The sequence below is a fragment of the Methanolobus sp. genome (assembly GCF_030682845.1).
GTDB lineage: Archaea > Halobacteriota > Methanosarcinia > Methanosarcinales > Methanosarcinaceae > Methanolobus.
In genome coordinates this window covers 15,781-41,841 of the sequence record NZ_JAUXNK010000054.1, presented here as the reverse complement: position 1 = coordinate 41,841, position 26,061 = coordinate 15,781, and the positions used below count along the sequence as shown (strand labels likewise).

At 47.5% G+C, this 26,061-nt stretch carries 26 protein-coding genes and 3 tRNA genes; 20 read left to right on the top strand and 9 right to left on the bottom strand.

What is annotated here, in order from left to right:
* Positions 1-69: 69 nt before the first annotated feature.
* From Q8J68_RS06610 to Q8J68_RS06575, 8 genes are all read left to right on the top strand, one after another.
* Positions 70-507, top strand: coding sequence for an uL15m family ribosomal protein (locus Q8J68_RS06610; RefSeq protein WP_305310729.1), 438 nt, complete (start codon positions 70-72; stop codon positions 505-507).
* A 132-nt stretch (positions 508-639) separates the two neighbouring features.
* Positions 640-2,115, top strand: coding sequence for a preprotein translocase subunit SecY (secY, locus tag Q8J68_RS06605; RefSeq protein WP_305310728.1), 1,476 nt, complete (start codon positions 640-642; stop codon positions 2,113-2,115).
* A gap of 14 nt (positions 2,116-2,129) precedes the next feature.
* On the top strand, positions 2,130-2,777 hold the full coding sequence (locus tag Q8J68_RS06600; protein WP_305310727.1) for an adenylate kinase: 648 nt from the start codon (positions 2,130-2,132) through the stop codon (positions 2,775-2,777).
* A gap of 33 nt (positions 2,778-2,810) precedes the next feature.
* Complete coding sequence (locus Q8J68_RS06595; protein ID WP_305310726.1) at positions 2,811-3,431, top strand: DUF106 domain-containing protein; 621 nt, start codon at positions 2,811-2,813, stop codon at positions 3,429-3,431.
* Positions 3,432-3,959 carry a (d)CMP kinase gene (gene cmk / locus Q8J68_RS06590; protein WP_305310725.1) on the top strand — a complete coding sequence of 176 codons (528 nt, stop codon included), beginning with the start codon at positions 3,432-3,434 and terminating at the stop codon, positions 3,957-3,959.
* 19 nt (positions 3,960-3,978) lie between these two features.
* Positions 3,979-5,019: an RNA-guided pseudouridylation complex pseudouridine synthase subunit Cbf5 gene (locus Q8J68_RS06585; protein ID WP_305310724.1), complete on the top strand. Its 1,041-nt coding sequence runs from the start codon at positions 3,979-3,981 to the stop codon at positions 5,017-5,019.
* A 1-nt stretch (position 5,020) separates the two neighbouring features.
* Positions 5,021-5,104: transfer RNA gene (locus tag Q8J68_RS06580), tRNA-Ser, on the top strand.
* A gap of 94 nt (positions 5,105-5,198) precedes the next feature.
* A complete protein-coding gene (locus Q8J68_RS06575; RefSeq protein WP_305310723.1) occupies positions 5,199-5,537 on the top strand; it encodes a GNAT family N-acetyltransferase in 339 nt (112 codons plus the stop codon).
* A 161-nt stretch (positions 5,538-5,698) separates the two neighbouring features.
* On the opposite strand, the gene Q8J68_RS06570 is transcribed toward Q8J68_RS06575, so the two are convergent.
* Positions 5,699-8,767 carry a carboxypeptidase-like regulatory domain-containing protein gene (locus Q8J68_RS06570; RefSeq protein WP_305310722.1) on the bottom strand — a complete coding sequence of 1,023 codons (3,069 nt, stop codon included), beginning with the start codon at positions 8,765-8,767 and terminating at the stop codon, positions 5,699-5,701.
* A 180-nt stretch (positions 8,768-8,947) separates the two neighbouring features.
* Here Q8J68_RS06570 and Q8J68_RS06565 point away from each other — a divergent pair, with 180 nt between their 5' ends.
* From Q8J68_RS06565 to Q8J68_RS06535, 7 genes are all read left to right on the top strand, one after another.
* Complete coding sequence (locus Q8J68_RS06565) at positions 8,948-10,057, top strand: MFS transporter (protein WP_305310721.1); 1,110 nt, start codon at positions 8,948-8,950, stop codon at positions 10,055-10,057.
* Between the two features lie 236 nt (positions 10,058-10,293).
* A complete protein-coding gene (locus tag Q8J68_RS06560) occupies positions 10,294-10,740 on the top strand; it encodes a 30S ribosomal protein S13 (protein ID WP_305310720.1) in 447 nt (148 codons plus the stop codon).
* Between the two features lie 9 nt (positions 10,741-10,749).
* Entirely contained in the window at positions 10,750-11,295 is a 546-nt protein-coding gene (locus tag Q8J68_RS06555; RefSeq protein WP_305310719.1) for a 30S ribosomal protein S4, read from the top strand.
* A gap of 15 nt (positions 11,296-11,310) precedes the next feature.
* The gene (locus tag Q8J68_RS06550; protein ID WP_015053038.1) at positions 11,311-11,694 is read left to right on the top strand and encodes a 30S ribosomal protein S11; all 384 of its coding nucleotides are present in this window, start codon (positions 11,311-11,313) and stop codon (positions 11,692-11,694) included.
* A 28-nt stretch (positions 11,695-11,722) separates the two neighbouring features.
* Complete coding sequence (locus Q8J68_RS06545) at positions 11,723-12,520, top strand: DNA-directed RNA polymerase subunit D (RefSeq protein WP_305310718.1); 798 nt, start codon at positions 11,723-11,725, stop codon at positions 12,518-12,520.
* A 48-nt stretch (positions 12,521-12,568) separates the two neighbouring features.
* Positions 12,569-12,656: transfer RNA gene (locus Q8J68_RS06540), tRNA-Leu, on the top strand.
* Positions 12,657-12,733: 77 nt separating this feature from the next.
* Positions 12,734-12,818 (top strand) — tRNA-Leu (locus Q8J68_RS06535).
* Between the two features lie 60 nt (positions 12,819-12,878).
* Here Q8J68_RS06535 and uppS read toward each other — a convergent pair.
* The 3 genes from uppS to Q8J68_RS06520 all read right to left on the bottom strand — a co-directional run bounded on the left by uppS (position 12,879) and on the right by Q8J68_RS06520 (position 15,422).
* Complete coding sequence (uppS, locus tag Q8J68_RS06530) at positions 12,879-13,772, bottom strand: polyprenyl diphosphate synthase (RefSeq protein WP_305310717.1); 894 nt, start codon at positions 13,770-13,772, stop codon at positions 12,879-12,881.
* A gap of 159 nt (positions 13,773-13,931) precedes the next feature.
* On the bottom strand, positions 13,932-14,255 hold the full coding sequence (locus tag Q8J68_RS06525) for a DUF2551 domain-containing protein (RefSeq protein ID WP_015053035.1): 324 nt from the start codon (positions 14,253-14,255) through the stop codon (positions 13,932-13,934).
* Positions 14,256-14,360: 105 nt separating this feature from the next.
* Entirely contained in the window at positions 14,361-15,422 is a 1,062-nt protein-coding gene (locus tag Q8J68_RS06520) for a radical SAM protein (RefSeq protein WP_305310716.1), read from the bottom strand.
* 89 nt (positions 15,423-15,511) lie between these two features.
* On the opposite strand from Q8J68_RS06520, the gene Q8J68_RS06515 reads away from it, so the two are divergent.
* Positions 15,512-15,697, top strand: a complete 186-nt coding sequence (locus tag Q8J68_RS06515) for a DUF362 domain-containing protein (protein WP_305310715.1) — start codon at positions 15,512-15,514, stop codon at positions 15,695-15,697.
* Positions 15,698-15,708: 11 nt separating this feature from the next.
* On the opposite strand, the gene Q8J68_RS06510 is transcribed toward Q8J68_RS06515, so the two are convergent.
* From Q8J68_RS06510 to Q8J68_RS06500, 3 genes are all read right to left on the bottom strand, one after another.
* On the bottom strand, positions 15,709-16,278 hold the full coding sequence (locus Q8J68_RS06510; RefSeq protein WP_305310714.1) for a flavin reductase family protein: 570 nt from the start codon (positions 16,276-16,278) through the stop codon (positions 15,709-15,711).
* A gap of 65 nt (positions 16,279-16,343) precedes the next feature.
* Complete coding sequence (locus Q8J68_RS06505; RefSeq protein WP_305310713.1) at positions 16,344-18,293, bottom strand: hypothetical protein; 1,950 nt, start codon at positions 18,291-18,293, stop codon at positions 16,344-16,346.
* Positions 18,274-20,853: a type II/IV secretion system ATPase subunit gene (locus tag Q8J68_RS06500; RefSeq protein WP_305310712.1), complete on the bottom strand. Its 2,580-nt coding sequence runs from the start codon at positions 20,851-20,853 to the stop codon at positions 18,274-18,276. The genes Q8J68_RS06505 and Q8J68_RS06500 overlap by 20 nt, the downstream gene beginning before the upstream one ends.
* Before the next feature lie 212 nt (positions 20,854-21,065).
* Between Q8J68_RS06500 and xseA the strand changes: the two genes are divergently transcribed.
* Together xseA and Q8J68_RS06490 are read left to right on the top strand one after the other, a co-directional pair.
* The gene (xseA, locus tag Q8J68_RS06495) at positions 21,066-22,274 is read left to right on the top strand and encodes an exodeoxyribonuclease VII large subunit (RefSeq protein WP_305310711.1); all 1,209 of its coding nucleotides are present in this window, start codon (positions 21,066-21,068) and stop codon (positions 22,272-22,274) included.
* A gap of 28 nt (positions 22,275-22,302) precedes the next feature.
* Entirely contained in the window at positions 22,303-22,635 is a 333-nt protein-coding gene (locus Q8J68_RS06490) for an exodeoxyribonuclease VII small subunit (RefSeq protein ID WP_305310710.1), read from the top strand.
* 32 nt (positions 22,636-22,667) lie between these two features.
* Here Q8J68_RS06490 and ccsA read toward each other — a convergent pair whose 3' ends face one another.
* On the bottom strand, positions 22,668-23,735 hold the full coding sequence (ccsA, locus tag Q8J68_RS06485) for a cytochrome c biogenesis protein CcsA (RefSeq protein WP_305310709.1): 1,068 nt from the start codon (positions 23,733-23,735) through the stop codon (positions 22,668-22,670).
* Positions 23,732-24,688, bottom strand: coding sequence for a cytochrome c-type biogenesis CcmF C-terminal domain-containing protein (locus Q8J68_RS06480; protein WP_305310708.1), 957 nt, complete (start codon positions 24,686-24,688; stop codon positions 23,732-23,734). The genes ccsA and Q8J68_RS06480 overlap by 4 nt, the downstream gene beginning before the upstream one ends.
* Positions 24,689-24,809: 121 nt before the next feature.
* Between Q8J68_RS06480 and Q8J68_RS06475 the strand changes: the two genes are divergently transcribed.
* Together Q8J68_RS06475 and pyrE are read left to right on the top strand one after the other, a co-directional pair.
* Entirely contained in the window at positions 24,810-25,367 is a 558-nt protein-coding gene (locus Q8J68_RS06475; RefSeq protein WP_305310731.1) for a CDP-2,3-bis-(O-geranylgeranyl)-sn-glycerol synthase, read from the top strand.
* Positions 25,368-25,445: 78 nt separating this feature from the next.
* Positions 25,446-25,982, top strand: a complete 537-nt coding sequence (gene pyrE / locus Q8J68_RS06470; protein WP_305310707.1) for an orotate phosphoribosyltransferase — start codon at positions 25,446-25,448, stop codon at positions 25,980-25,982.
* The last annotated feature ends 79 nt before the right edge of the window (positions 25,983-26,061 follow it).

Sequence of the window (26,061 nt, the reverse complement as noted above, 5' to 3'; positions counted from 1 at the left end):
CAGGGCGGCGTTCTTGGTAACCATGGTGAGGATATCAACCAGTTATTGAAGAAGATGAGGTGAGCCGGGATGGTAAAAGGTAACACTAAGAAATTCAGGGGATCACGCACCTGCGGTGGAGGCACCGGCAAGAACAGGCGTGGCGCCGGAAACCGTGGTGGAAGAGGTAAATGTGGTGGAAACGCCCATCATCACACCCGTGCAATGCAGCGAGGCTACAACCTTGGTTTGCAGAAAGGATTTGTCCGTCCTTTCAAGACACTGCACGACACCTCCATTGTCAATGTAGGCGAACTCGATGAACTGGCAGACCAGCTTGTAGAAGACGGTTTTGCTGAGCTCAAGGATGGAGTTTACCACATCGATCTGGATGATCTTTACATTGAGAAAGTGCTCGGTACTGGCAAGATATCAAAGAAACTGGCCATTACTGCATGTGAATTCTCAGCGACAGCAAAGGCCAAGATCGAAAATGCAGGTGGTTCCTGCACAGGACCTGAAGAGTAATGCCTTAATGGCATTACTTATTTATTCATTGTTCTATATCGCAAAGAAAGCGTATATTTATTAATATTTAAGATTATTTAGCCATACTCGTTTAAATCAATAGTATGGATTTCCCAGTCAAGGGTGGAATTAATGAGTCTTAAGGAAAGTTTAAAACCAATTTTTAATAAATTACCTGCGGTTGCAAGTCCTGAAGGGCACGTGCATTTCAAAAACAAGTTGATGTGGACACTTGGGATACTCGTGCTTTATTTCATACTTGCTAACGTCCCGCTGTTTGGATTGTCACCGGATTCGATTGACCTGTTCGAATCTTATCGAGCATTCTTTGCAGGAGCTTCCGGATCATTGATGCTCCTTGGTATAGGACCAATAGTCACCGCATCCATCGTTCTCCAGTTGCTGGTAGGTGCCAATGTCATAAATCTGGATATGTCTAACCCGGAGGACCAGGCATTCTTCCAGGGTGCACAAAAAGCTCTGGTTTTCGTGATGATAGTCCTTGAGTCTCTGCCACAGATAGTTGGTGGATTCGTACTGCCAGATGCGGGTATAGCGGCCACTCTTGGTATCAGTGTGGGTGCTCTCACGTTCATACTGTTCCTCCAGATATGTATAGGCGGTGTGCTGATCCTCTTCATGGATGAGGTCGTTGCCAAATGGGGAATCGGTTCAGGTGTAGGCCTGTTCATCGTGGCCGGTGTATCACAGCAGATAGTTACAGGTCTGTTCAGCTGGGTCAGGGATTCAACTGGCTTGCCAGCAGGTTTCTTCCCCAAATGGATCTACATAATACAGAATGTTGGCACTGATTACCTGTTCACAGGTGACGGTCTAATGTTCATGCTGATCAGGGGAGGCATACTTGCTCTTAGTAGCACGATTCTTATATTCCTGATTGTGGTATATGTTGAAAGTACCCGTATCGAGATTCCTCTGGCGCACAGTGCTGTCAGGGGAGCAAGAGGAAAGTTCCCGGTAAAACTTATCTATGCATCAGTCCTTCCAATGATCCTTGTGAGGGCATTGCAGGCCAATATCCAGTTGATAGGGCTCCTGCTCAGTAGCAGGGGGATCACTATCCTGGGTGAGTTCCAGGGTTCGACACCAATCAACGGAGTAATGTATTATCTGTCACCTATCAACAGTCCTTATGACTGGATACCATCCCTTGTAAGGGAGTCATTTACCAGTTTGGGCGCTGTTGCCCCGGCAACATGGCAGATAGCTTTACACGTCCTGGTCGATGCAGTATTCCTGATAGGGGGAGGTATGATCTTCGCTCTGTTCTGGATAGAAACAACCGGAATGGGTCCAAAGCCGACTGCAAAGAAGATCTTTAACTCGGGTATGCAGATTCCCGGTTTCAGAAGGAACATAGGAAGCATTGAAAAGGTAATGATACGCTACATTCCAAAAGTCACTATTATCGGTGGTGCTTTCATAGGTGCCCTTACTCTTGTTGCAAGCATGCTGGGCACTCTTGGAGGTGCAGGAGGTACGGGGCTTTTGCTTGCAGTCAGTATCACCTACCGTCTCTATGAGGATATAGCATCCGAACAGATGATGGAAATGCATCCGATGGTAAGGTCCTTCTTCGGAAAATAAATCAGGTGTTGAGTATGAACGTAGTATTATTTGGTCCGCCGGGTGCTGGAAAAGGCACCCAGGCCAAAGAACTGACAAAGAAATACGGCATTCCTCACATATCCACAGGAGACATCCTCCGGGCAAATGTCCGCGATGCGACTGAACTTGGTAAGGAGGCAAAAGGTTACATGGACCGGGGCGAGCTTGTCCCGGACACCGTACTTATTGGTCTTATCAGGAACAGGCTCAATGAAGCAGACTGCGTGGATGGCTATCTTCTTGATGGTTATCCACGGACTATACCTCAGGCAGATGCTCTTGATGGGATTCTCCGGGAGATCGGTAAACCTCTTGAAGTGGTAATTAATATCGATGTTTCAGATGATAATCTAGTGGAAAGGCTAAGTGGACGCAGGACATGCCCAAATTGCGGTGAGAGCTACCATATTGTGTTCAATCCTCCTGAAAAGCAGGGTATATGTAACGTGTGCGGTTCCCAACTCTACCAGAGAGACGATGACCGGGAAGAAGTCATCCGGCAGAGGCTCACTGTCTATAACCAAAAGACAAAGCCACTGATCGATTACTATGGGAAAGCAGGTATCCTTGTCAATATCGATGGCAGTGGTAATGTCGATGAGGTATTCCAGACGGTTTCCGGGGTAATGGACAAATACTAGTAACTGATTAATAAAATAAGGTGATGATAACCCGTGGTAACTGCCAATTATAAGAAACAGTTTGAGCGAGCGCTGCTTGCTCTGGGTATTTCCATGATGATAGGCATTGTGGTCCTGGGGGAGGAGTTCAGGAATTCACTGGGAAACTCAGTGGGATTCTTCATGAATCCTCTGATCACTCTACTGGGAGACAGCAATTTTCATATTGTGCTGTTCATAATGGCAGCCATAACTGCTCTTTACGCAACGCTCATCCAGAAATACACTATGGATTGGGATCTTATGCGCAACGTTCAGGAGAAGATGCGCGTATTCCAGAAAGAGTTCAGGGAGGCACAGCTCTCTAACAACACTGCCCTGATGAAAAAAATGGAGAACCAGCGCTCTGAGATGATGACCCAGCAACTTGAAATGTCAAAGCAGCAGTTCAAGCCAATGGCATATATAAGTATAATCTCTCTGCCTCTGTTCATGTGGGCTTACTTTTACATCAACAGCCATGAAGCCGCGACCATGGTTTTCCCATTCTGGGGCGAGCATATACTGACAGATGGATTGCTTGGTCCTTTCCATTACTGGATATTCTGGTACTTCATAGCGTCCCTGGCAGTAAGCCAGTTAATGAGAAAAGCACTGGATGTCGGTGGAATTTAATTGCTGCTGACAATCAGCGGTCTTCCGGGCAGTGGTACTACCACTGTTTCCCGTATCCTTTCCCAGAATCACGGTCTGGAGATGATCTCTGCAGGTGAGGTTTTCCGTTCCCTTGCGAAGGAGTACGGTATGACCCTTGCAGAGTTCGGAGAACTGGCTGAGTCGGATGATTCCATAGATCTCCAGATAGACGAGCGCCAGAAGGAGATGGCCCGTACAAGAGATAACATCATCCTCGAAGGAAGGCTCGCGGGTCATATGGCAACGCGTGCTCTCAAGGTATGGATAAAAGCCCCTGTGGAAGTAAGGGTCCGGCGCATAGTGACGCGTGAATGTGGTTCCTTCGAACAGAAACTTGAGGAAACGAGGGAGCGCGAAGCATCGGAATCTATCCGGTACAAAGGCATATACAGTATTGACATAGGCGATCTCTCAGTCTATGACCTGGTCATCGATTCCATGAAATGGGACCAGTTCCAGGTTGCAGATATTATCTCCTGTGCGATAGAACGCTTTTCTGAACAATAGTTTTCCGGCAGGTTATGATATGAAATCTGATGAAATGATATTTGATGGCGTGAGGTCTGCTGGGATGCTACCCTCAGAGTATCCACGTGAACTGGTTCAAAGGACACAGGCAACAACAAATCCGTCATATGGGTGCTTACCTGCTGAACGTCCTATCCGGGAGTATGTGGAAATGGGTGTGGTGAACCTCGATAAGCTGCAAGGTCCTACAAGCCACGAAGTGACTGCATGGGTCAAGGATATACTTGAGCTGCGCCGTGCCGGACATTCGGGTTCCCTGGATCCGGGTGTCACCGGCGTCCAGCCAATAATGCTTGGGAGGGCAACAAAAGTGGTCTCAGCCTTGCGCCTGTCAGGCAAGGAATATATCTGCCACATGCGTCTTCATGAACCGGCTCCTGAGAAAAAGGTGCGTACCGTGTGTGACGAGTTCGTAGGCCCTCTATTTCAGATGCCTCCCGTGATATCTGCCGTGAAGCGTGAACTGAGGGTCAGAATGATCTATTATCTCGAAGTGCTTGAGATAAAGGACAAGTCCGTACTTATGAAGGTTGGCTGTGAGGCGGGCACATATATGCGTAAATTGTGCCATGACATCGGTATGGCCCTTGGCACCGGCGCCCACATGCAGCAATTGCGAAGGACCAAAACAGGCCCTTTCAGGGAAGATACCCTTGTAAATCTTCATGAACTGAAGGATGCTTATGTATTCTGGAAAGAGGACAACGATGAATCATGTCTTCGCAGGGTGGTCAGACCCCTTGAAGAAGGTCTTGCCCACCTGCCAAGGATTATCGTCCGGGATAGTGCCATTGATGCAGTATGCCAGGGCGCCGCACTTGCTGTGCCGGGGATAGTAAGCCTTGAAAAAAGCATCCGGATAGATGACCAGGTATGCATCTTCAGCCTGAAAGGTGAGGCAGTGTCCTTGTCCAGAGCGCTCATGGACACTGAGGAAATGCTCAGTTCGGAGCATGGTCTTGCTGCATTGACCGAAAGAGTAATAATGGTTGCTGGCACTTATCCGCAAGGCTGGAAGAGCAAACCCCGCGAAACATAATGCCGAGGTAGTCTAGTGGTAGGGCGCAAGCCTGGAAAGCTTGTGGGGCATCCGCCCCTCGGGAGTTCGAATCTCCCCCTCGGCGCTTTTTTAAAAAAAATCAGTCATTGAGCCAGACTCAATCCTGATGTGATTATTCAGCGATTACTTTATCTGTTTTTATTTCTTTTGTTAAAGGTATGGTTGCTGAAAATGAATCCTCCGTGGAGTTATCATGCATCACTTTTAGTGATTGCTTGCGGGAAGTGAACTGGGAGGAAGCCTCGACAGTATTTGAGCTTCCTCCTCTTGGAAGGCAGAAGCGTGAACCGGAAAAACTTAAGCGTGCTTTTGAGGCAAGTTACGCTGTTATAGTTGTGCACGATTCCGGTAAACTGGTTGGTATGGGCCGTGCCCTCTGTGATGGTGAATATCAGGCTGCCATATATGATATGGTGGTGCTGCCGGAGTATCAGGGCAAAGGCATCGGAAAAGAGATAATTTCAGGATATGTGAAAAACTGCCTGTTGAAAACATAATTCTGTATTCAGTCCCGGGTCGTGAGGATTTTTACATGAAATGCGGCTTCAGAAAAATGCGTACTGCAATGGCGAAACTGAATCCTTTTATGTCTGACCGGGACAGCGGTTATCTGTAATTGCCAGGAGCTGCACCAGAAAAGACAGTGAAGGTTTAACCTTCACTTATCCCTCTTCTCTTTCATGCCCTCTACTTTTTCTTTGATATCCTCCTGTGCCTTCTTAATGTGAGGTTTTGTCTGTTCATAAGCTACCTTGCTCTGACGGGCAAGTTCTTTTGTCCCCTTTACGGTCAGCTCGGCAGCCTTCCTGCTTCCTTGTTTGATTGCAGGGAGACCTTTTTCATTGAACTCTTTGACTCCTCTTCTCGAAAGCTCTCCAACCCTGGCGTTCTTTTTTCCGAGCACAATGAGCCCTACTCCAAGTATCGGGAGCAACAGCCACATAAGCGGGAACTTCCTGTCACTGTCGTCGTGGTCTGTCCCGTCGGCTATCTTCAGGTCGAATTCCTCACCCAGGTCGCCCTCATAGGCATAGACCGGGTCTGTATCCTTGTAGGTCTCATAAGGCATGTCGCCCACAACACCGGTCTTCTTCAGGGAAAACTTGTGGCTGTCAAAATACTTTCCGGGTTGCTCCAGCCGGCTGACAAGCTCCTGGTTGCTTATGGTATAGTCTTCCTTTGCGGCATATTCAACAGAATAAGGGGTGATACTGATATCCGCATGCACATTTCCGGGCAGGGGTTGCACGTACAGCAGACCGTCCCTGAGATCCACGACATACTCGTAGTCATCCCCTCTTCCCGGTTCGGTATAGTGTACTTTGACAAGGTACTGTTTTAATTCCTTGTCGCTGACCTTGAGGTAGGCGCCATCCAGCCTCACTGCAGTGCTCCTGTTGAGCCTCTCATAGTTTGCAGCCCGCCCGACGATCATGCCCTTCCTGTACTGTATCTCGTTTGTGGAGTTCAGGCAGCCAAGGTCAAAGAAATACTCTCCGATATCGTATGCATTATTGCTATTGGCATCTATGAAGCCTTCAAACGAATCCCGTATGCGGTTGCCTTCAGTGGTGTCCGCGAAGAATCCATGTTCAATGAAGAGCCTGTCGATATCGTCAGCCTTACTGGGATTGGCCTGCTTGAATGCCAGGTAATAATCGTAGAAGTCATTCCTTTGGACCTTCAGCACGGACCAGATGTCCTCCAGGGACATGGTAATGGAGTCACCTTCCTCATTGTTGCTGTCGTAAAGGTCCCAGAGCAGGGAGGCAACGGCAAACTCCTCCAAGTACCCCCGACTGTCCCAGGGACGGTAGTTGTTCTCCAAGCTTCCAAACGATGCGTAGATCTCCGGCCTTGTGACACCGTCCGCAGGGTTGGAGTCCCCGTACTTGTCAGATATTGCCAGTGCTATGAACTCGGCAAAACCTTCCTCGTAAGAATCTCCTGTATTGGGGTTAAGGAAACCATTGTGGTTGACAGTGCCAGATACATTGCTTCCATGTGTCCATCCTCCATAGGTGGCATACATCAGGTGGTGGGCGAACTCATGGTACTCCCGGTTCTTCGGTCTGTTGGAGTTTGAGTATCCCGCATCATTCGTGGAAATAAGTATCTGCGAACGAGAGGGTGAGTAGAGTGTCTTATCTTCCGTATTTCCTACAAGCACCTTCACAGGCAGCTTGTGATCAACATCCGCTTTCAATTCCACAAGGCAGAAATCCACTGCCTCGTGCATGTGGGAATATATAACTGAAAGGCTTTTGAGATCAGAAAGCAGTCCTGTGCTGCTGCCAGCCTTTGTGTCCCAAGCACCGTTAAGCCTGATGTTTGCCTCTATGTCCTGATGGTCTTGCAGTCTGAATTCCTTATAGTACCATACACCTTTGTATGTGCTGCCGCTCAGATCATATACCGTGAAATAGTTCTTTCCGTCCCTTTTGTAAACGAAGTCAACCCATAATTGTACTTTCACATCGTCCTCTTTATCCTTTAGGTCTAATGTAAGCGGTATTCTGAAGTCTCCGTCCTTGTCAATACTGCCTTTGAATGTTTCACCTTTCACCTTAGCGGTCAGTTGAGCATACGGCATAGGATTGCCATCAGCATCGACCACATAACCGTAAATTGAAACACTCTTCTTTCCGGAGATCGGCAGGTTTGTTTCAAGGACAGATGGGTGTGTACCACTCCCCGTTGCTATGGGTGCATATTTCTGGCTCATGACTATTTTGTGGCACTCTTCCTCAAATTCACTTACAACATCCTCTATCTCCGATTCTCTGACCTTCATCTGTTTTATGATGTTCCCGTTGTACAGGAGGAAATCATTGATCAGCACGGCGTAGTTGTAGCTTATACTTATGTCGTACTCCTCATAACGCTCACTCGTGCCGGGTTCAATTCGGGTGACCTTCATGGTTGGTGACCATTGCAATATATAGTAACCTGTTGATGTCCCGCCCTGTCCGAATGAACCATAATTGTAACCGGATACTTTCATACGTTCGGGAGGATTGCTCATATATTCTTTTCTTATATAACTCCCAACAAGGTAATCATCAAGCGTCTGATAACTGGTCTCCCTGCTAAAGCTTCCTCTGTAAAGTTTTGTCTCTGCATAGAAGTCACTCTCAACATACCTGAATACAGGAGTGAAAATAACCTTGTCCCAGTAATCCGTTTCAAACCTGCTCGTTTCAGTATTGGGGAATTCGGGTGTCTCAACAGAGAAGCTTACGGGAGATGCATGCACCTTCTTTGAAATTTTGACGATGTAGTCAGGATACGATGGCTTCCAGTCCGGATATTTTTTCTGTATTTCTCCGGTGTTGCCAAAGAATTGGAAGATCAGGGTAGACTCTTCATCCCCGTCCTGGAAACCTGAGAACTTGACAGCATCGAATACTATCCTTTCCTGTCCGGCGTATTCTATCAGTGAGGGGTTATTTATGTCTCCCTCCACCTTTAGCTGGATTCTTCCGCCGTTCCTCGTTATATCTATGGTTTGTGTCAGTTCCCTTACCAGCGGGTCATCGATAATAAGGACTACTTTGAACATCTCTCCGGATGCTACATTATCAGGCATCTCTATCCGGACGCTGTCCTGCGCGGATGCAGGTGTCAGGGACAGAATGAACAGTATCAATATTGTAAAATACTGTTTTAGCCTAATATTTTGTTTGTCAGTACATGGCTTCTTGCTGTTGTTGTTGTTGTTGCTCATAGCATCGCCCACAATAAATAGTATTATAATATTATTTATATTATATTTCTATTTTAAGTATAAAATAGATTGCAACCACATTTTGCTATCTGTTAGGGAGCTGTCTAAAATAAAAGACTCTCACCAAATTATGCGTAAATAGGTTGAAATAGACAAACAGGATTATGGTCCGATTATACGATGCGAATAAACACGATCCAGCTTCTGACGAATACCTCGCATACAATGTCCAATGTGTTCGTCCCGATATTTGCAGCTTCTCTGGGTGCTTCCTTCTTTGAGATAGGGCTGATAAGCGCTCTGTTCGGCCTGGCTTCTTTTGTGTCTTCATTTATATTCGGGAAGGCTGCGGACATCAATCGTCTGCGCCCTATAGTGCTTATCGGCCTGGTGGTCTCCGGGGTAGCGTTCTTCCTGCAAGTGTTCGCATATGATGCCCTTTCTCTGGCGCTTTCCAGGGCGCTTGTGGGTTTTTGCATGAGCATATATCCGGCTGCACTCACCGTGTACATCTATTATCAGAAGGGCAGCATTGGGAAATTTACTTCCTTTGGCTCACTGGGGTGGATGATAGGCTATCTGCTTGCAGCCGTGATCGAGGATGTCCATTTCCTGTTCATACTCTCATCAGTATTTTATTTCGTAGCTTTCCTGAATGCCTTGAAACTAAAGGATATCGAAAAACCTTCTATGAATATCAGTTATTTTTCAGTTGACACATTCTCCCGTAATATTGACGTGTACCTCTCTATATTTGTCAGGCATGTAGGTGCGGTTGCAGTCTGGACAATGCTGCCTCTGTATTTGCTCCATCTGGGGGCCACAAATTTCTCCATAGGTGTTATTTACGCTATAAATCCTCTCGTGCAGTTCATTGTTATGCGCAGGATGGACGGACTTGATAATGAATGGCTTATCAAGTGGGGATGCATCACATCCGGGCTGGCGTTTACTTGCTATCTGCTTGCTCCCAGTTTCATTTATGTGATACCTGGGATGGTCTGTGTGGCATTTGGGTGGTCTTTCCTGTATGTGGGCGGTAACCAACTTCTCGTGAGCCGCAATGCTGAAAAGGCAACGGCTACCGGCATTCTTAACTCGGTCATAGCTGCAGCCAGTATCGTGGGATCGATCGCAGGAGGAGTAATGCTTCAACAATTCGGGTATAAGGAAACCCTGATCTTCGCAATAGTATGCTCTTTGCTGGGCATGGCCTTTTTTAAAATAAGGGTCAGTTCGTCTTTGGCTGCCTCTGATAAACCGCAGGTGGGTAATTCCCTAACGGATTAAATCATTGTCATGGTATTAGCCTGCTGTTCTGGGGAAAGTATTTATGTAATAATACTGTAGTGAAGTTCGCTTTAACTACTATTTTGTGTTGCACAATAGCATTAAATACAAAAGATAGTATATACAGCCGAGTCATGTTCTATTATTTAGAATAACATTACCCGCAAAGTCGGGTGTGCCGGAGTTTCTGTGCTCCGGGGCTACGGGATGCATTGCATCCTTAAGGAGGAAATTAAATGGCAGATGAGGAAATAAGACATTTAGTCCGTATCATGAATACTGACCTTAAAGGAAGTCAGTCCGTAATGTATGCGCTGACCGGTATCCGTGGTATAGGATTAAGGACAGCAAGGATTATCGTAGACGGAACCGGTATTGACCCTAAGGGCGTTATTGGTTACCTCCCTGATGAAGATGTTGCAAAGTTGGATGCAGCTGTTGGGGAATTTGAGAAGAAGATGCCAACCTGGATGCTCAACAGACGCCTGGACCCCCTTAGTGGAGAGGACAAGCATCTGCTTGGACAGGACATACTCCTTACCTTCAGAGAAGATATAAACAACCTTAAGAAGGTCAGAGCCTACCGTGGTCTCAGGCACGAGAGGGGTCTCAAGGTAAGAGGTCAGAGAACAAAATCCACCGGAAGGCGTGGTTCCACCATTGGTGTGAGCAAGAAGAAGTAAGGTGATTTTATGGGATATCCAGGTAAAAAGAGAAAGAGCTACGATACTCCGAAGCATCCATGGCAGGCAGCCAGGATGGCAAGCGAACTTGAGCTTGTTAAAAAATACGGTCTTCGTAACAAGAAGGAACTCTGGAAGGCACACAGTGTCCTCAGAAGATATAGGGCGGATGCACGCAGGCTTCTGGCAGAGGGTGAACTTTCAGGTCACAACAAGACTGAAGCTGACCAGATTCTGGCAAGGCTCATACGCTTTTCCATGTTGAGCACCGATTCCAATATTGATGATATCCTTGGTTTGCAGACCAACTCAATCCTTGAGCGCAGGTTGCAGACTCAGGTGCACAGACTTGGACTTGCACGCAGTCCCAGGCAGGCAAGGCAGTTCATCACTCATGGTCATATTGCTCTCAATGGCAAGAGAGTAACTATCCCGAGTATGCTTATATCCAAGGATGAAGAGATGCTCATTGACTACTATGGCAACTCCCCGCTGACCAGTGAAATGCATCCGGAGAGGCCGGCCCAGGTAGCATCTAATGTCGCAGGGGCATGAAAGGAGGAATAAGACATGGCTATAAACGGAATATGGGGCATAGCTCACATAAAATGCTCATTCAATAACACTATCATCACTGTAACTGATATTACAGGCGCTGAAACACTGGCTAAGTCCTCAGGTGGCATGGTCGTAAAGGCAGCACGTGATGAGAGTTCACCATACACTGCTATGCAGATGGCAAGCCAGCTCGCAGATATGCTCAGGGACAAGGGTATCGAAGGTATCCATATCAAGGTACGCGCTCCCGGAGGCAACAAGCAGAGAAGCCCGGGGCCCGGAGCTCAGGCTGCTATCAGGTCCTTTGCAAGAGCAGGGATCAAGATCGGCAGAATACAGGATGTAACTCCTGTACCACACGACGGAACCCGTCCAAAGGGTGGAAGAAGGGTATAATTGTATATAATCTAATGGATATGGACTCATGACAATGGAAGTAGACATACTGGAGATGTCAGAGAGGTCTGCAAAGTTCGTATTGTCCGATGTGAGCGCAGCTTTTGCAAACGGTATAAGGAGAGCAGCGCTCTCTGACGTACCTACACTTGCAATAACCTACGTGAACATCTACAACAATACCTCCGTCCTCTTTGATGAACAGCTTGGATTAAGGCTTGCCCTTATTCCTTTAGCCGCAAACATTGAAGAGTTCGTACCTGTTGAAGAGTGCATATGTGGTGGCTCAGAGTGCCCTGCTTGCAGGGTCTCTCTTACACTTAGTGCCGAAGGCCCGAAGGTGGTCCATTCAGGTGACTTCGTTTCATCTGATGAAACTGTACAGCCTGCCGAGGCCAACATTCCGATCATTGAACTGAAGGAAGGCCAGAAAGTTGTGCTTGAAGCCATAGCCCACATGGGCTACGGTAACCAGCATGCTCGGTGGCAGGCAGGTGTTGCTTGTGGATACAAGAACATGCCTCTGGTCACATTCAACAAATGCGATAGTTGCGGTGCCTGTATAGGGGAATGTCCTCAGGGTATCATCAAAATGGGACCAGAAGGAGCAGGGATCTCCGAGGATGACATTCTTAAATGCATACTCTGTAAACTCTGCCAAGGGATTTGTGAAATTGACGCAATTACTGTTTCTCAGGATGAACGTGCGTTTGTTTTCACTATGGAATCAGATGGTTCCTATACAATCCAACAGTTAATTATAAATGCAGGGAAGAGCATTAAGGACAAAGCCACCCGGATGAGGGAAATTCTAGAGTCCTTGTGATCCGGTCAGGAGATACATCTCCTGGAAATTTATTTCATTTGCACTCGTGCGGGGGTTGCCCAGCCAGGCCAAAGGCGCTAGGTTGAGGGCCTAGTCTCGTAGGAGTTCGTGTGTTCGAATCACACCTCCCGCACCATATTTCTCTTATTTGATAAGGTTGATTTAAACAATATCTCTTAGTTAATATAAACACATTCAATTTACTGATCATTTGCGGGGGTTGCCCAGCCAGGCCAAAGGCGCTAGGTTGAGGGCCTAGTCTCGTAGGAGTTCGTGTGTTCGAATCACACCTCCCGCATACTATTCTTCTATAGTTTTTAAAAAGAGCTTTTAATATGAACTCCATGTGCTGTACTTACTAGTCAGTTATTCTGTTATGTGCACTCTCTGTTAGCGAGGCATGTTTTACTTCACTTATCTCTGCCTTGCCAAGCGCTTTCAGGAAATGAGCAGCACGCACAGTTGCATGCTGTTTCCTTTCTTCTACGCGGGCCTGGTAGACCCGTATGGAGCGCAGGAAATCTATCTTGCGGAACTCCGGCCAGAAAGGCGCACAAAAATAGGATGCACACTCATTACCGTTTGCCTGCCATGGCAGGAAATTGGATACGCGTTCATCGCCTCCGGTACGGATTATAAGGTCTACGTCGGGAAGAGCGGATCCGCCGGCCGGGTAGAGGTGGTCTGAGATAGTGTCCTCATTAATGTTATTGAGTTCAATTTCGCCATTTTCGACCATCACGGCTATTTCCCTTACTGCCTGCACAATTTCCTGGCGACCTCCGTAGGCAATTGCAACATTGAGATTGAACCGGTCATAGCCTGATGTCACAAGCTCCACGTTCTTTATGGACTCCCGGAGCATATCCGGCAATTTATCGATGTCACCGATGGCATGAACGCGCATCCTTCTCTCATGGGTCCTTTCATCCTCTCCTATTTCGTCGAACTTCAGTCCGATCAGCTCGAACAGTTTATCCTTCTCAGCGTTTGAGCGGCTGAAATTCTCTGTGGAGAATGCATATATCGTCAGGTGTTCGATGCCCAGCTCGCAGGACCACTCAATAACCTTCTCAGTGATATCGGCTCCTTTAATATGGCCAAAAGAAGCCATTTGTCCCAGCTTACGTGCATACCTGCGGTTACCATCCATTATTATGGCGACATGCCTTGGAATAGGTGCATTTTTGACCTCCTGTGTAAGGAGATGCTCGTATCCCTTATAGATCCACGGGGGTATGTGCTTTAGCATACGGAACACCATTCAATATCAATCGAATATCTCACTCAACTATGTATGGCGTTTTGCTTTTCCATTTAAAATAAATAAGCAGGTAAGGGTATTGGGATAATAATGATTGATGGTCGTAGTTGTATAACAACGATGAAAGCAAGCACAAAAATCCAATAATTAATAATTCTCCAGGACAGACTTGACTATGTTCTTATAGTCTTCCTTCAGCAGATATATATTATGATCGCCAGTCACATCAATGCTAAGGATTCCAAGTCTTGTGTTCATAAGACCGACCATCGCAGAAACTCCCCTGTAGCTCACATCAAAATCCGCATTGTTAAGATGTTCGTACACGTCACCTGTAGTGAATTTACCACCACTCAGGAACAATTTCAATACTACTTTACGTATACCCGTATCATCGCGACTGAGATATTTTATTAACCTATCCCTTACTCGCTCTTCTATCGTTTCCAGTACAAACACCTCTTTTTTCAATATGTTATTTTATCTTATAAAACTATTGTACCTGTGAGCACGCAAAACCTGCGCGCGTAATGAAAATCGTACTACTTATACAATTCTAAGATATATAAGTTGGCTCTAAAGAGGTATCCTTTCAACGACCAATCCATTCTCAAAAGGATACCTCTCCACAATAGACATATTATTTGTAATTTCTCTTACCATCTCTGCAACATCTTCCAGTATCCACCAGGCAGTTTCAACAGATACTTCATTTGTTTCTACCATTTCCGGAGGGATTTCCTGTTCAATAAGCAGTTCTGTCACTTTCTGTGCAGCCATTGCGTCCTTGCATATTATCTGCCCGTAAACAACAGTGCCATCCTCGGTTGTGTCATCAAATGCTCTTGCTGTGTTGCGGGCGACACGCAACAGGCGTTCCCTGAGCTGCACAGCATCCTTGTATGTTGATGAGCAGAAATGCACTTTGCCTGTATTATCCTCGCTGAATATGCGTCTTGTAAGTTCCATTGAGCCAGCAACGGCGTTAGATATATCACCTTCAAGTACAAAACCTTTGAGTTTCATATCCCTCGCATTTGAGTCTGAAAATTCCAGTTCGTTCATATTGAGAAAACAATCCATCTCTCTGGCAAAAAGTGCGACCTTGTCTATACCTTCAATAGCAGGGATCTCTATTCCGGCCATGATATTACACTTTCTGGCGAACCTTATGGACCTGGCATAGGGGCTGGTGTCCAGTACGCTCCACATGGCAACAGGGGGGTGGAATCTTATCTCATCAAGCCCTGCTTCTGCAAGCCTGGACATAGTGTCCTCATCAGGTGCAAGCGAGGTGTACAGGTGTATATGGTGTCCCTTGCCAAATTCTGATTTGAGGAGCCTCATGTAATGAAGCACCCTTTCAGGCACCAATAAGGGTTCCCCCCCGGTAATGCCTGTTCCCAGGGCATCCATTAGCCTTGCCTCTTCCAGTACATCCTGATCGCAACTGACAGACCTTTCATTCGCATAAGTCGCATCCTTTTTTCTCTCAACAGAAACCGGGCAATAGAAGCAGTCCCTGGGGCATACCCCTGTTATAAAGAGAACCATCTTGGCTCCCTGCTGGCACAGCTTGCAGCCCTCGGACAGGTATGTATGGAATGATCCTGATTCAGTCTGGTTCAAGTTACTCATTTCGGACTCTATACTCTGGTCATATATAAGACTTAGTTATCAGACATGGTTCAATACTTTAATGTATCATCCTTCTGATATGTTCCCGCATGCACGGAAAGGAGGGACACATAGCAGTCATAGGGTGCAGGAAATGTTCGAGATGCGACAATTCCTGTCCTTACGGAGCCCTTTACAGGGTTAATGGCTTTACAAGGGTTGATTACAGTAAATGCACTCTCTGCATGGCATGCATTAAAGTATGCCCTAACAAGGCGCTGATACATATCGATTAAAGCTGCACTCTCTATTTTATTTCCTTTCCGATTGAGAAAGCCTTGCCCAGTACTTTGCCAACTCCGTAATAATTCCGGATCTCAGGTCCGAATATGATCGGTCTCACCTTTTCTATGTCAGGCACGCCTCTCTCATCCAGCACGGATTCCTCTGCCCGGATGTCCATGATCTCTCCGATGAACTGCGTATGGAGCCCGATCTCAAAACTGTGTACCAGTTTGCATTCAAGTACAATTGGGAATTCCTGGATGTAAGGTGCATACACCAGGTCACTTTTCACGGGGGTGAGGCCGGTAGTCTCGAACTTGTTCTCATCCTTTCCGCTTGCCATCCCGCAATAGTCCGTGTGTTTCACATATTCTTCCGAAGGTATGTTTACAGTGAACGCCTCTTTTTCCATAATATTGGTGTAGCTGTAGGTCGCTTTCCGAAGGGATATGCTAACACAGGGAGGGCTTGAGCAGGAAATGCCTCCCCATGCAATGGTCGCTGCATTCGGGGTGCCGAACGCATCATATGTACCGATCACCCATGCAGGTGCAGGATAAACAAATGGTTTAGCTCCTATGGATCTTTTCATTGATATCAACTCCCTGAGCTATATTTGAACGATGGATATTGAACTTTACGGAACTTTCTGCCATATTACACAAGCCCCCTGAAGATGACCCTTGACACCACTGTTGAAAGAGTGAATATGATTATGGATAATGGAAGCACCTGTCCCAGGTCGTACATCAGCTGAGCCCTGTCGCCTCCGTATTCGATGGTGCCTGAGAAACGGGTGAGTATTACCGTTATCATGATAAGGTATACGCCTATGGAGAGCATGAACAGGTCAGACGGGATGGACTGCTCAAGGTCTGCCGGGGATATCTGTCCTGGTCCAGGTATCATATTTGCCGGAAGGTTCGCCATGCTGTGGGATATGTTCTGAAGTATCTTTGCAATGACCTCAGACAGGGCCATGGTGACTCCTGCTATCAGGGGTGCGAAGATGGCTGCTGTTGAGCGCATTGTGGATGTCATGTCATATAGCGACCTCTTAATGTTCTGCTCGACATCCTGCAGTTCCTTGAGGTGGTCTGCAAGCTTGACAATGGCCACGCCTGCCGCCTCATGGCTTTTGTGTGCGCTCTCTACAAAGAGCTTCATGGTGGTCCGTATCCTGTCAGAGTAAATATCCTTGAATGCTCCAAACTCATCGTCAAAGATGGCTGTCATGATATCCGCCCTGATGCTCAGCAGGTTCAGGGATATCCTTTCAAATGCTCCGGCTATCTGTGATCCCTGCATGGTCGATGCCGCATGCATAAATGCCTCCTCGGTGGCCCTGCCCTCAGATATTCTTCTGCCCAGTACAAAAAGGGCATCTGAGAATTCTATTTCCATCCTCTTAATCTCGTCACGTATCTTCTTGTAGGGTGTATAACTCATGTTCAGGTAGAATGCAATTGCAAAGACCAGCCCCCACAGGATAAGCAGTCCCGGAGGCAGGACGCCCTCAAGCGTTGCGGTTGATATGATGTTGCCGGGATTTCCCAGGACCATCCATACATAGCCAAGGAAGATTATTCCAATGCCCAGAACCGTAGATATCATCGCAGCAGTCGCCTTTTTCTTCTTTATGCCCGTCAGTTGCGGGTGACTGTCGGGGATATTCTGTGGAACAAACGTGGCAGGCCTCTGCATGAGGATATATTCCGCGTAGGCAAATGTCGCCAGCGGCAGGATTATGTTATACAATGCAACAAGAGTGCCTATGCCAAAGCGGATGCCTACCACGGTTATCGCAGGCATGAGGGCGACCAGTGCAAGAGGGATAAGGATGAATATGGAGTACAGGATGTATGTAGGGCTTTTCAGCTTTGATGCAAAGTTCTCCATCAGTCTCTTTGTGTTCTCCAGCACTATGTCAAGGGCCCTGTTCAGGGTGATCACCCTCTGGGCTTCGTCCGGTTCACTGGTCGAGCTCTTGATAAGGTGCAGGGCCCGTTTGAAATACTCACTGTTCTTGCCCCATATGTTAGCAAATTCCAGTGTGGCATCATCCATTCCCCTGTATTCCCTAACATGAAGGTTCCATAGCATCTTTCTCAGATCCTTTGCCAGAGGCCTGTCCGAGCTCTCGCCAGCAAACCGGATAGCTACTTCCATGTTAGGGACAAGCTTCATTGACATGACTATATAGCTCAGGATCTCGGGCATATCTCCAAGGGAGCGGACCTTCATCCACCTGGAGTATATTTTGAGGTACTCGCTGAGGTATATCAGCGTAAGAAGGGGGAGAATAAGGCTTATGGCCACGGTTATCTTGAGCGTGGCAGCCTCAAAGCTGGTAAGCCTGAATATGATAAAATCAGCAATGAGGAAGCAAAGGAACATAAAACCTGATACTGTATACGCGAAGAATGCAGTTTCATAAGGTTCCAGATCAAGTCCCGTATATACAAGCGAATCCCTGTATTCTTCGCTTACAGCCTTATCTGCTTTCTTTCTAAAGGAAGCAGGGTTCCACAGGAGCCAGCTAAAGTTCCTGAATGTGAACTTGCAGCCGTGGTAATACCAGTTCTCTTCATTGCTCAGAGAAACCACCTGCTGTTATCAGGGCGTTTTCGTCCGTGACAGGAAATTCATGCGTATGCTGCGCAAATTGGGGTGAGTGCTTTGATGCGAAATCCTCAAACCACTCCGACCATCTCCTGTAGATCCTCTCCGGATCAGATCCTCCCTGAGAGCTTTTCTCTTCTTCTGTTAGCAGCCAGAACATATTGTTTGCTGTGCCTACAGTGACTGATTCCACAAAGAATGCATCCTTCTTGCCGTAATCCGCCATTTTCTCCTTGATCTTTGCTCTCAGGCGTATATTCTGGGAGGCCTGGTCGATGCTCATGCCCCATTTGCCTGCTATCTTGCTGATGAGCACCGACTGTCCCCTGTCCATTATATCAGCCGGTACCAGAGTATCAATGGATGCGTTATATTTCAGTACATCAGAGAACACTGTGTCGGTGTCCCGGGGGTCCCAATTCTCGTTGACCTCGGCTATCTGGATAACCCTGCGCTTTGAAACCATGCTTCCCTCGATTCTGGTATTGCTACAAACTATAACTGCATCCGTTGACTTGAAAGATGCAGGCGGGACGCCAAGTGTATGCACTATGCGCTCGTAGACCGAACGCGTTGATGAGCCGTGGATAGTGCCTATGACCGAATTACCGGCGGCTCCAACCTGCATGGCTTCGTAAAGGACCGAAACCTCGGGACCCCTGACCTCTCCCATTACAAGGGATGAGCTCCCAAGCCTCAGGGAAGCCCTCAGTGCCATTGAAGGCTCTATTTCGATGCCATATTTTATGATGGCCGATTGTGAGTTAAGTCCCTGCACCTTCCACCCCATCTCCTGAAGCTGTTCGATTGGTATTTCCGGTGTATCCTCTATGGTGAGTATTCTGTACTTCTGGGGTATCTCCAGCAGCATGGCGCTCAGCAGGGATGTCTTGCCGGCTCCCACACCACCAGCAACAAGTACAGAGGCCTGTCCATCCATGATAAAGCTCAGCAGCCCCGCAGCCAGCGGGGATATGGAACCGGTGTTGATGAGTTTTGGAAGCGTCCATGGGTCCTTTGCGTGCTTCCGGAAAGCATAGGCTATTCCTTTTGCACTGAGGGGATCCCCGATGACCGACACACGCACTTTATATTCCTTCAGGAACATCTCAAGCACAGGGGTGGCTTCCCCAAAGGGGCGACCGCTTATCGACCGGAGCCTGGATACCATCGAGTCCATGTCATCCTGGGACAGGAAAATATTGGTGACGCACTCTTCCCCGTCCAGCACAACATGCACAGGGTTCCTGTCAGCCGGTGCATTGACATACACGTCCGTGATCCTTTCATCAGAGAGCAGGTCCTCAAGTATGCCAAGGCCGGTTGTGTACTTGGCGAGGATGTCTGTGTAAAGTTTAACTTTCGAAGGTTCCAGTGCCATTCTCCGAAGTTCAGCCTCTTCCAGTAACAGGCGTTTTCCCAGGAGCTTGAAATAGTTCCTTGAGCTGGAGGGGTTTGCGAACTGCAGGTCTTTGGGACGATGCCTGATCATCTTCTTTCTCACGGTTTCAATGATCTCCAGCTCATCTGCTTCAAGGCAATACTCCGCAGGGTTTATGACATACATCTTCTCCGGCCGGTCGGTCAGCTGGTAGATAGATACGGGAAGTGACCTTTCGTTCATGTGATCAATGTCGTAGCACTCAAGGAAGACCGTATTGTCCGGAGGCTCGATGTATATGCGTGAAGTGGAAAAGGGCGGTCTGACATACGATCTCAGGTATACTTCGTAATCTGCATCTTCAACACCATCGGAAGGCCCTGTAACTTTAGTGTGCAAGGATCTTTTTATGTCGAGAGAGTAAGTTGACATCTCCTGAAGGATGCTCATGAAATCCTGAAGACATTTTTCACATTCCTCGTATTCTCCTGCTCTCATATCTCCAAGACTGTACGGATCGCAGTACCGGTTGATCATAGAACAGGCCTTCAAAGGGTCCTGCCCGGATTTTATAATGATATCCTCTATCAATTGCTGACGGATGGATGCACATTTCCTGCATTCCCTGTAGGTGCAATCCTCATGTGTTAACCTTGCAGTGGAATAAGAGCTCAGGCGGTCGTGGAGATGTGCCATCATGTAGATAATTGCAAGAGTTTTTCCTTCATAGTCCCTCTCATATAGGTTTGAGAGAACAAGCCTGTCAATTACGGGTTCTCTGAGGAGTATGTTGAAGACATTCTTTCTGCAGACCGGGCTCTGGAATGTGGACCCATGGGAGCACTCTTTGCAGTTCACAGTTATTATCCCGTGTTTTTTTGAGGACCTCATTTTGTAGGGACAGAGCGTCTCTTCGTTCTCACTGCTCTTATTCAGGAGGGATATCCCTGATATGATATTGTCTATCAAGAGAGAACACCATGTACTTGTAGCCCTTACCTTGCGGATGAACCCGCTTTTGGGTGCATATGTGTGTATTTCCACAAGGGTGCTGTTTTCTATATTTTCCTCTTTGTGTAACTCTTCTGCATTGATTGCCCTGATATCATGCAGTCCTTGCTCTTCCCCAAGGTAAATATCCGGTCTTGCTTTCGTTTTGGTCAAATCGTCTCTCCTCTTTGGATATTTTAGAAAGGAATTTGACTAACTATTAAAACATTTCGAAATAAATCTGCAGATAAATTTTCTTAGTGTACTAATATTTTAAAAGTAATCGTGTCGGGAATAGTAATATAAAAGTTGGCATAATACTTTCACACGACTTCCTTTATGATATAATACCAGCAAAGCGTTCTCATAAAGGCCGGGAGATAACTATGGGAATCTATACTGTTTCACAACTGAACGACCATATCAAACAGTTACTGTGCCAGGATCCCCTGCTCAACCAGGTCTGGGTGCGCGGGGAGATATCAAACCTCACAAAACATAGTTCCGGCCATTACTATTTCACCCTGAAGGACAAAGGCAGCCAGATAAGCTGTGTCAGCTTCAGGTCGACCAACAGGTCGCTCAAGTTCGAACCGGAATCCTCCATGAAAGTCCTCATATTTGGCTCGCTGGACGTTTATACGGTTCGCGGACAGTATCAGCTCCATATACTTGATATGAGGCCGGACGGTATAGGCGAACTGTACAAGGCCTACGAGCAACTGCGGGCAAAGCTGGAGGCTGAAGGGCTGTTCGACAGGTCACGCAAGAGGCCAGTTCCGAGATTCCCGCAAAGGATAGGTGTTGCCACTTCTCCCACAGGTGCAGCGATCCATGATATCCTGCATGTGCTTGGACGCAGGTATCCTGTGGATGTGCTGCTGGCCCCTGCTGTCGTGCAGGGGGAGATGTCTGCGCCAAGCATTGTAAAAGCCCTTGAGCACCTCAACAGGGCGGATGTCGATGTCATCATCGTAGGCAGGGGAGGAGGCTCGCTGGAGGACCTCTGGTCATTCAATGAAGAAATTGTTGCAAGGGCAATATTCGAATCAAGGGTTCCTGTGATATCGGCCGTGGGGCATGAGACCGATTATACAATAGCTGATTTTACGGCAGATATGCGGGCTCCCACGCCATCAGCCGCGGCTGAGCTGGCAGTTCCGGACAGTTTAGACCTGAAAAGGCATATACTCTCCCTGTCGGTACGTATGGGGAAGGCTGCAATACATTACATGTCTGAACTTTCTGACAGGCTTGATCACCTCTCCGGCAGGATTGGTCCTGAAAAGCTCAATGAATTCCTGCGCCAGAACTATCAGAGGGTGGATGAGCTGAACATCAGGCTGGAGCGCCATGCGGGAAGGGTAATGGAATCCAAGCGCACTTCCTTGAGTGGTCTGGCAGGCCGGTTGAATGCGGTAAGTCCCCTGAGCACTCTGGAACGTGGGTACTGCATTGCGATGATGGCTGACGGGAGCAGGCCCGTTCGTGGCGTGTACGATGTCAATACGGGAGACGATCTCAGTCTTAAGGTAAAGGATGGTACTATCATGTGTAGTGTGAAAGATGTGTCAAAAAGCGTAATACCGGAATAAGGGGAACATAGGACGGAGGGAAATAATCATGAGTAAAGGTATTGGCGAGAGTGCCGGGAAGAAGAAAGTTGCGGGGAATCAGGACGTGATTAATGCTGATAAGAGAAATCAAGCTGCTAATATGGATAATGAAGCCTGCGAAGATGAAACAAGCTTCGAGGAATCCCTGGATGAGCTTGAAGCCCTGGTGGACAGGCTCGAAAGAGGCCAGCTGCTTCTGGACGAAAGCCTGGAACTGTTTGAAAGAGGCATGAAACTTGCCCGTATATGCAACAGGAAGTTATCAAAAGCAGAAAGGAAGATAGAGTTGCTCATTGAAGAGAACGGCAGCCTGAAGACCGTGACCTTCATGGAAGAATAACAGGCGTTTCCCGGGATTGAAAAATAGTGGGCTTAAGCCTTATTCTCATCCTCAAAGTAACGCCTTGCCAGTAATAACGTGCTGCTTCCCAGCAGGATCAAGAGGAATATTGCTATTACCATTCCTTCTGTATTGAAATCCTGCCATGAATGGACCGAGGCCCACATGCCGCTGCGGGTCACAAAGGTGGCGAATATCACAAGTATGAATGATGCCATCGCAAGCAGGGGCGCAAGGAACCCATATTCTCCGTGGGATGTGCGTGTCCTGGCATGCAGGAACGCAGTGGCTGTTATCCATGGGATGAGTGATGATGTTTCCACCGGGTCCCATGACCAGTACCATGCTCCCCATCCAAGCACTTCGTACGCCCAGAAGCCTCCGAGTCCGATGCCAAGGGTAAGGAAGAGCCATGCTATACGCATCCAGTCCCTTGCGATGTTCGTCCATCTGCCATCTTTTATAAGGAGGTTAGCAACGGCTGCTGCAAAGGGTATCGTGAAAGCCGCATATCCCAGGAACAGCACCGGCGGGTGTATAGCCATCCAGGGGTTGCGCAGCAGAGGGTTCATGCCCTGCCCGTAGGGTACTTCTACAAGAGTTGCAAAAGGGTCCCAGTAATTGATCCCGATACCTGTGCCTGCAATGGTGTAGGTGGCAAAGGGGTTCTTGATGACCAGTATCAGCAGGAAGACCGATGCGATGGCCAGAGACACCATTCTGGTGATGTTCATCAGTTTCGTATCTGCGAGTTCTTTACTCTGTCCGGTGTACTGCACAAGCAGTAGTATTGCAAGTATTGCCCATGCCCAGAGCAGTAGTGAGCCCTCCTGGCCTGCCCAGAGAGCCGAGATCCTGTAATACCATGCAAGGTCCATGCTGGAGTGGCTGTAAACATAATAGTAGGATGCATTGACTCTCAAAAGGTGTGCAACGAGCAGCACTATGGATAGTGTGGCCGATACCGCACATGCCATCTCCATTTTTTTGGAGCGGTTGCTGTGGGTGTGCCGTCCTTTCAGGTGATAGGCAAGTGAAAATACTGTGGCTCCCAGTCCTGTGAGGAAGGCTACCCAGATAAGGATCATCCCAAAATTCATACTTTGCCTCTTATGTTCTTATCCTGTTTCTGAACCCGGGATCTTCTATCGCTTCCGTAATCTATTGCGATGAGTGCAGTGATACCTATGACCATCAGATAGAAACCGCCCCAGAGGAAGTTTATGTAGGGTACGGTTCTCATGTACAGGTCTATCTCTCCTTTCTGCAGGCTGATGGCCCTGGGAGCGATGAAGAGCTCTTCAGTGAGCCCGCGGTGTATATAGGTAGTCGTATAACTCTGGCCCCACTTGAAATCAGTAATGTACTTTACCTGACCTTCCCGGAAGTAAGCTCCATTCCTGTATATGTCAAAATCCACTTCAGTTGTATACGCGGATCCGGGATATGTCTGGTATGGGTCGCCTGAGTAGTATGAACTCATATTGCTGACCTTTATTGCATAGTCCTGCCCGGGGAACTGCCCCATATTACCAGAACTGATCAAATTTGACCCTTCCACTTTCATATTGGCACTAAGCACTATTCCGAGCAGGATGAAAAGTATTCCCAGGTGGATGATGTGTGCGCTTGCACCCCTGGCTGTTGCGACGAAGGAACTCCTTGTGAATGTTTTTCCGATCTTGTATATGGTTGCAAACACGGCAAGCGCAATTATGGGAATGGAAACATCTATGGCCAGGTTCCCAAAAGGCGATATAAATGCAAAGAAAGCTGCAAGTGCCGTATAGCCTGCTACTATCAAGGCAGTGTTCTTTTGCCCCAGATAGCCTGCGAGCATGCACACGCTCAGCAGTATTACAAGCCCGGCTGTGGGCAAAGCTGTCCGGTAGTTGAAATAACTGGGTTCAAGACGTATCTCCGCTCCTGTGGTCAGCTTTGCAATAAGCGGCGTAAGCATACCCATCAATATTATTGTTGCCAGGAGCAAAAAGACAACAACAGCAGCAAGCATTGTATTTTTAGGTGTCAGAAGGGGCCTTGTATTTTTCATCTGTTGTCAGCCTTAATCTTACAATAGGTATGTAATATAGAGTTTTCTCTTGCATGCATCATAATTTAAATAGATGCCGTGCAATCATGTGCATATAAATGTGATAAAACGGATGGACATAATGATAGAGATACTGCTTACTGCTCTCTGGCTGATGCTTCCTGCATATATCCCAAATTCAACAGCTGCCGTATTTGGTGGTGGCAGGCCCCTGGATGGTGGAAAGACGCTTAAGGATGGGCGCCGCATACTGGGTGACGGCAAGACATTCCGTGGACTTATTGCAGGCACCGTGTGCGGAATGCTGCTTGGCCTGCTGCAGATGTATTATATGTCACGGCAGACCACTATCTTTGGAATAGAACTTCCATCCTTTGGCGCGATGCCGGGCGCCCTTTTGGTAATATTTGCGCTGGCTTTCGGGGCACTGCTTGGTGATCTTTCCATGAGTTTCTTTAAACGCAGGCTGGGTCTTAAAAGGGGTGCTCCACTTCCGGGTGTTGACCAGCTTGATTTTGTACTTGGGGCATGGGTACTGACGTATATCGTCGCACCTTCGTGGTTCACAGCCAATTTTACATTCTACGTAGCACTTGCAGTAATTCTTGTCACTCCTCTGCTGCATGTTTCTACAAACATTGTCGGATACTTTATAGGGGTAAAGAAAGAGCCTTGGTAAAGCCCGGGCATTATATACTTTTATTTATGATTTTACAGCAGATGGGGATATATTTACATTTCCAATCAGGTGATCATTATGCCAGGATCAGAGAAAAGCAAACAGTTACTTACCGATGCGCTGAAAGCCTGCGGTGCTGTCAGGTTCGGGGATTTCACACTTGCCTCCGGAAAGAAGAGCACTTACTATATCGACATCAAAAAAGCAAGCACTGACCCTGCGACCCTCAGGATCATTGCGCAGGAAGCTACAAAGATTATAACGGGCATGCAGGTAGATGCGGTTGGCGGCGTGGTGCTTGGCAGCGTCCCCCTGGCTACTGCCGTGTCCCTGGAATCCGGACTGCCTCTCTTGCTTATACGCAAAGATGATAAAAGCTATGGCACAGGCGGGCGTTTTGTGGGTGAACTCAGAGCAGGCTCAAAAGTGCTGCTTCTGGAAGATGTGACCACAAGCGGTGGTTCTGTGAAGGATGCCATTGAGGCGATACGCGCGCAAAGTGGTGAAGTTCAGCATGTTGTTACTGTCGTGGACCGTGAATCGGGAGCTACGGAGAATCTCGCTTCCATCGGTGTCAAGCTTATACCGCTTGTGAGGGCGAGTGATCTGGTATGATCCTTGCGGAGTTTTTACGGGAAAATGAAATAGTAAATTATTTATTACAATAACTAGCACTTTATGCTATTCCAATTTC

Excerpts from the sequence above, each read along its gene's own strand:
- Q8J68_RS06610 (WP_305310729.1), top strand. The coding sequence starts at position 70 with ATGGTAAAAGGTAACACTAAGAAATTCAGGGGATCACGCACCTGCGGT.
- secY (WP_305310728.1), top strand. The coding sequence starts at position 640 with ATGAGTCTTAAGGAAAGTTTAAAACCAATTTTTAATAAATTACCTGCG.
- Q8J68_RS06600 (WP_305310727.1), top strand. The coding sequence starts at position 2,130 with ATGAACGTAGTATTATTTGGTCCGCCGGGTGCTGGAAAAGGCACCCAG.
- Q8J68_RS06585 (WP_305310724.1), top strand. The coding sequence starts at position 3,979 with ATGAAATCTGATGAAATGATATTTGATGGCGTGAGGTCTGCTGGGATG.
- Q8J68_RS06575 (WP_305310723.1), top strand. The coding sequence starts at position 5,199 with ATGGTTGCTGAAAATGAATCCTCCGTGGAGTTATCATGCATCACTTTT.
- Q8J68_RS06570 (WP_305310722.1), bottom strand. The coding sequence starts at position 8,767 with ATGAGCAACAACAACAACAACAGCAAGAAGCCATGTACTGACAAACAA.
- Q8J68_RS06565 (WP_305310721.1), top strand. The coding sequence starts at position 8,948 with ATGCGAATAAACACGATCCAGCTTCTGACGAATACCTCGCATACAATG.
- Q8J68_RS06560 (WP_305310720.1), top strand. The coding sequence starts at position 10,294 with ATGGCAGATGAGGAAATAAGACATTTAGTCCGTATCATGAATACTGAC.
- Q8J68_RS06555 (WP_305310719.1), top strand. The coding sequence starts at position 10,750 with ATGGGATATCCAGGTAAAAAGAGAAAGAGCTACGATACTCCGAAGCAT.
- Q8J68_RS06550 (WP_015053038.1), top strand. The coding sequence starts at position 11,311 with ATGGCTATAAACGGAATATGGGGCATAGCTCACATAAAATGCTCATTC.
- Q8J68_RS06545 (WP_305310718.1), top strand. The coding sequence starts at position 11,723 with ATGACAATGGAAGTAGACATACTGGAGATGTCAGAGAGGTCTGCAAAG.
- uppS (WP_305310717.1), bottom strand. The coding sequence starts at position 13,772 with ATGCTAAAGCACATACCCCCGTGGATCTATAAGGGATACGAGCATCTC.
- Q8J68_RS06520 (WP_305310716.1), bottom strand. The coding sequence starts at position 15,422 with ATGAGTAACTTGAACCAGACTGAATCAGGATCATTCCATACATACCTG.
- Q8J68_RS06515 (WP_305310715.1), top strand. The coding sequence starts at position 15,512 with ATGCACGGAAAGGAGGGACACATAGCAGTCATAGGGTGCAGGAAATGT.
- Q8J68_RS06510 (WP_305310714.1), bottom strand. The coding sequence starts at position 16,278 with ATGAAAAGATCCATAGGAGCTAAACCATTTGTTTATCCTGCACCTGCA.
- xseA (WP_305310711.1), top strand. The coding sequence starts at position 21,066 with ATGGGAATCTATACTGTTTCACAACTGAACGACCATATCAAACAGTTA.
- Q8J68_RS06490 (WP_305310710.1), top strand. The coding sequence starts at position 22,303 with ATGAGTAAAGGTATTGGCGAGAGTGCCGGGAAGAAGAAAGTTGCGGGG.
- ccsA (WP_305310709.1), bottom strand. The coding sequence starts at position 23,735 with ATGAATTTTGGGATGATCCTTATCTGGGTAGCCTTCCTCACAGGACTG.
- Q8J68_RS06480 (WP_305310708.1), bottom strand. The coding sequence starts at position 24,688 with ATGAAAAATACAAGGCCCCTTCTGACACCTAAAAATACAATGCTTGCT.
- Q8J68_RS06475 (WP_305310731.1), top strand. The coding sequence starts at position 24,810 with ATGATAGAGATACTGCTTACTGCTCTCTGGCTGATGCTTCCTGCATAT.
- pyrE (WP_305310707.1), top strand. The coding sequence starts at position 25,446 with ATGCCAGGATCAGAGAAAAGCAAACAGTTACTTACCGATGCGCTGAAA.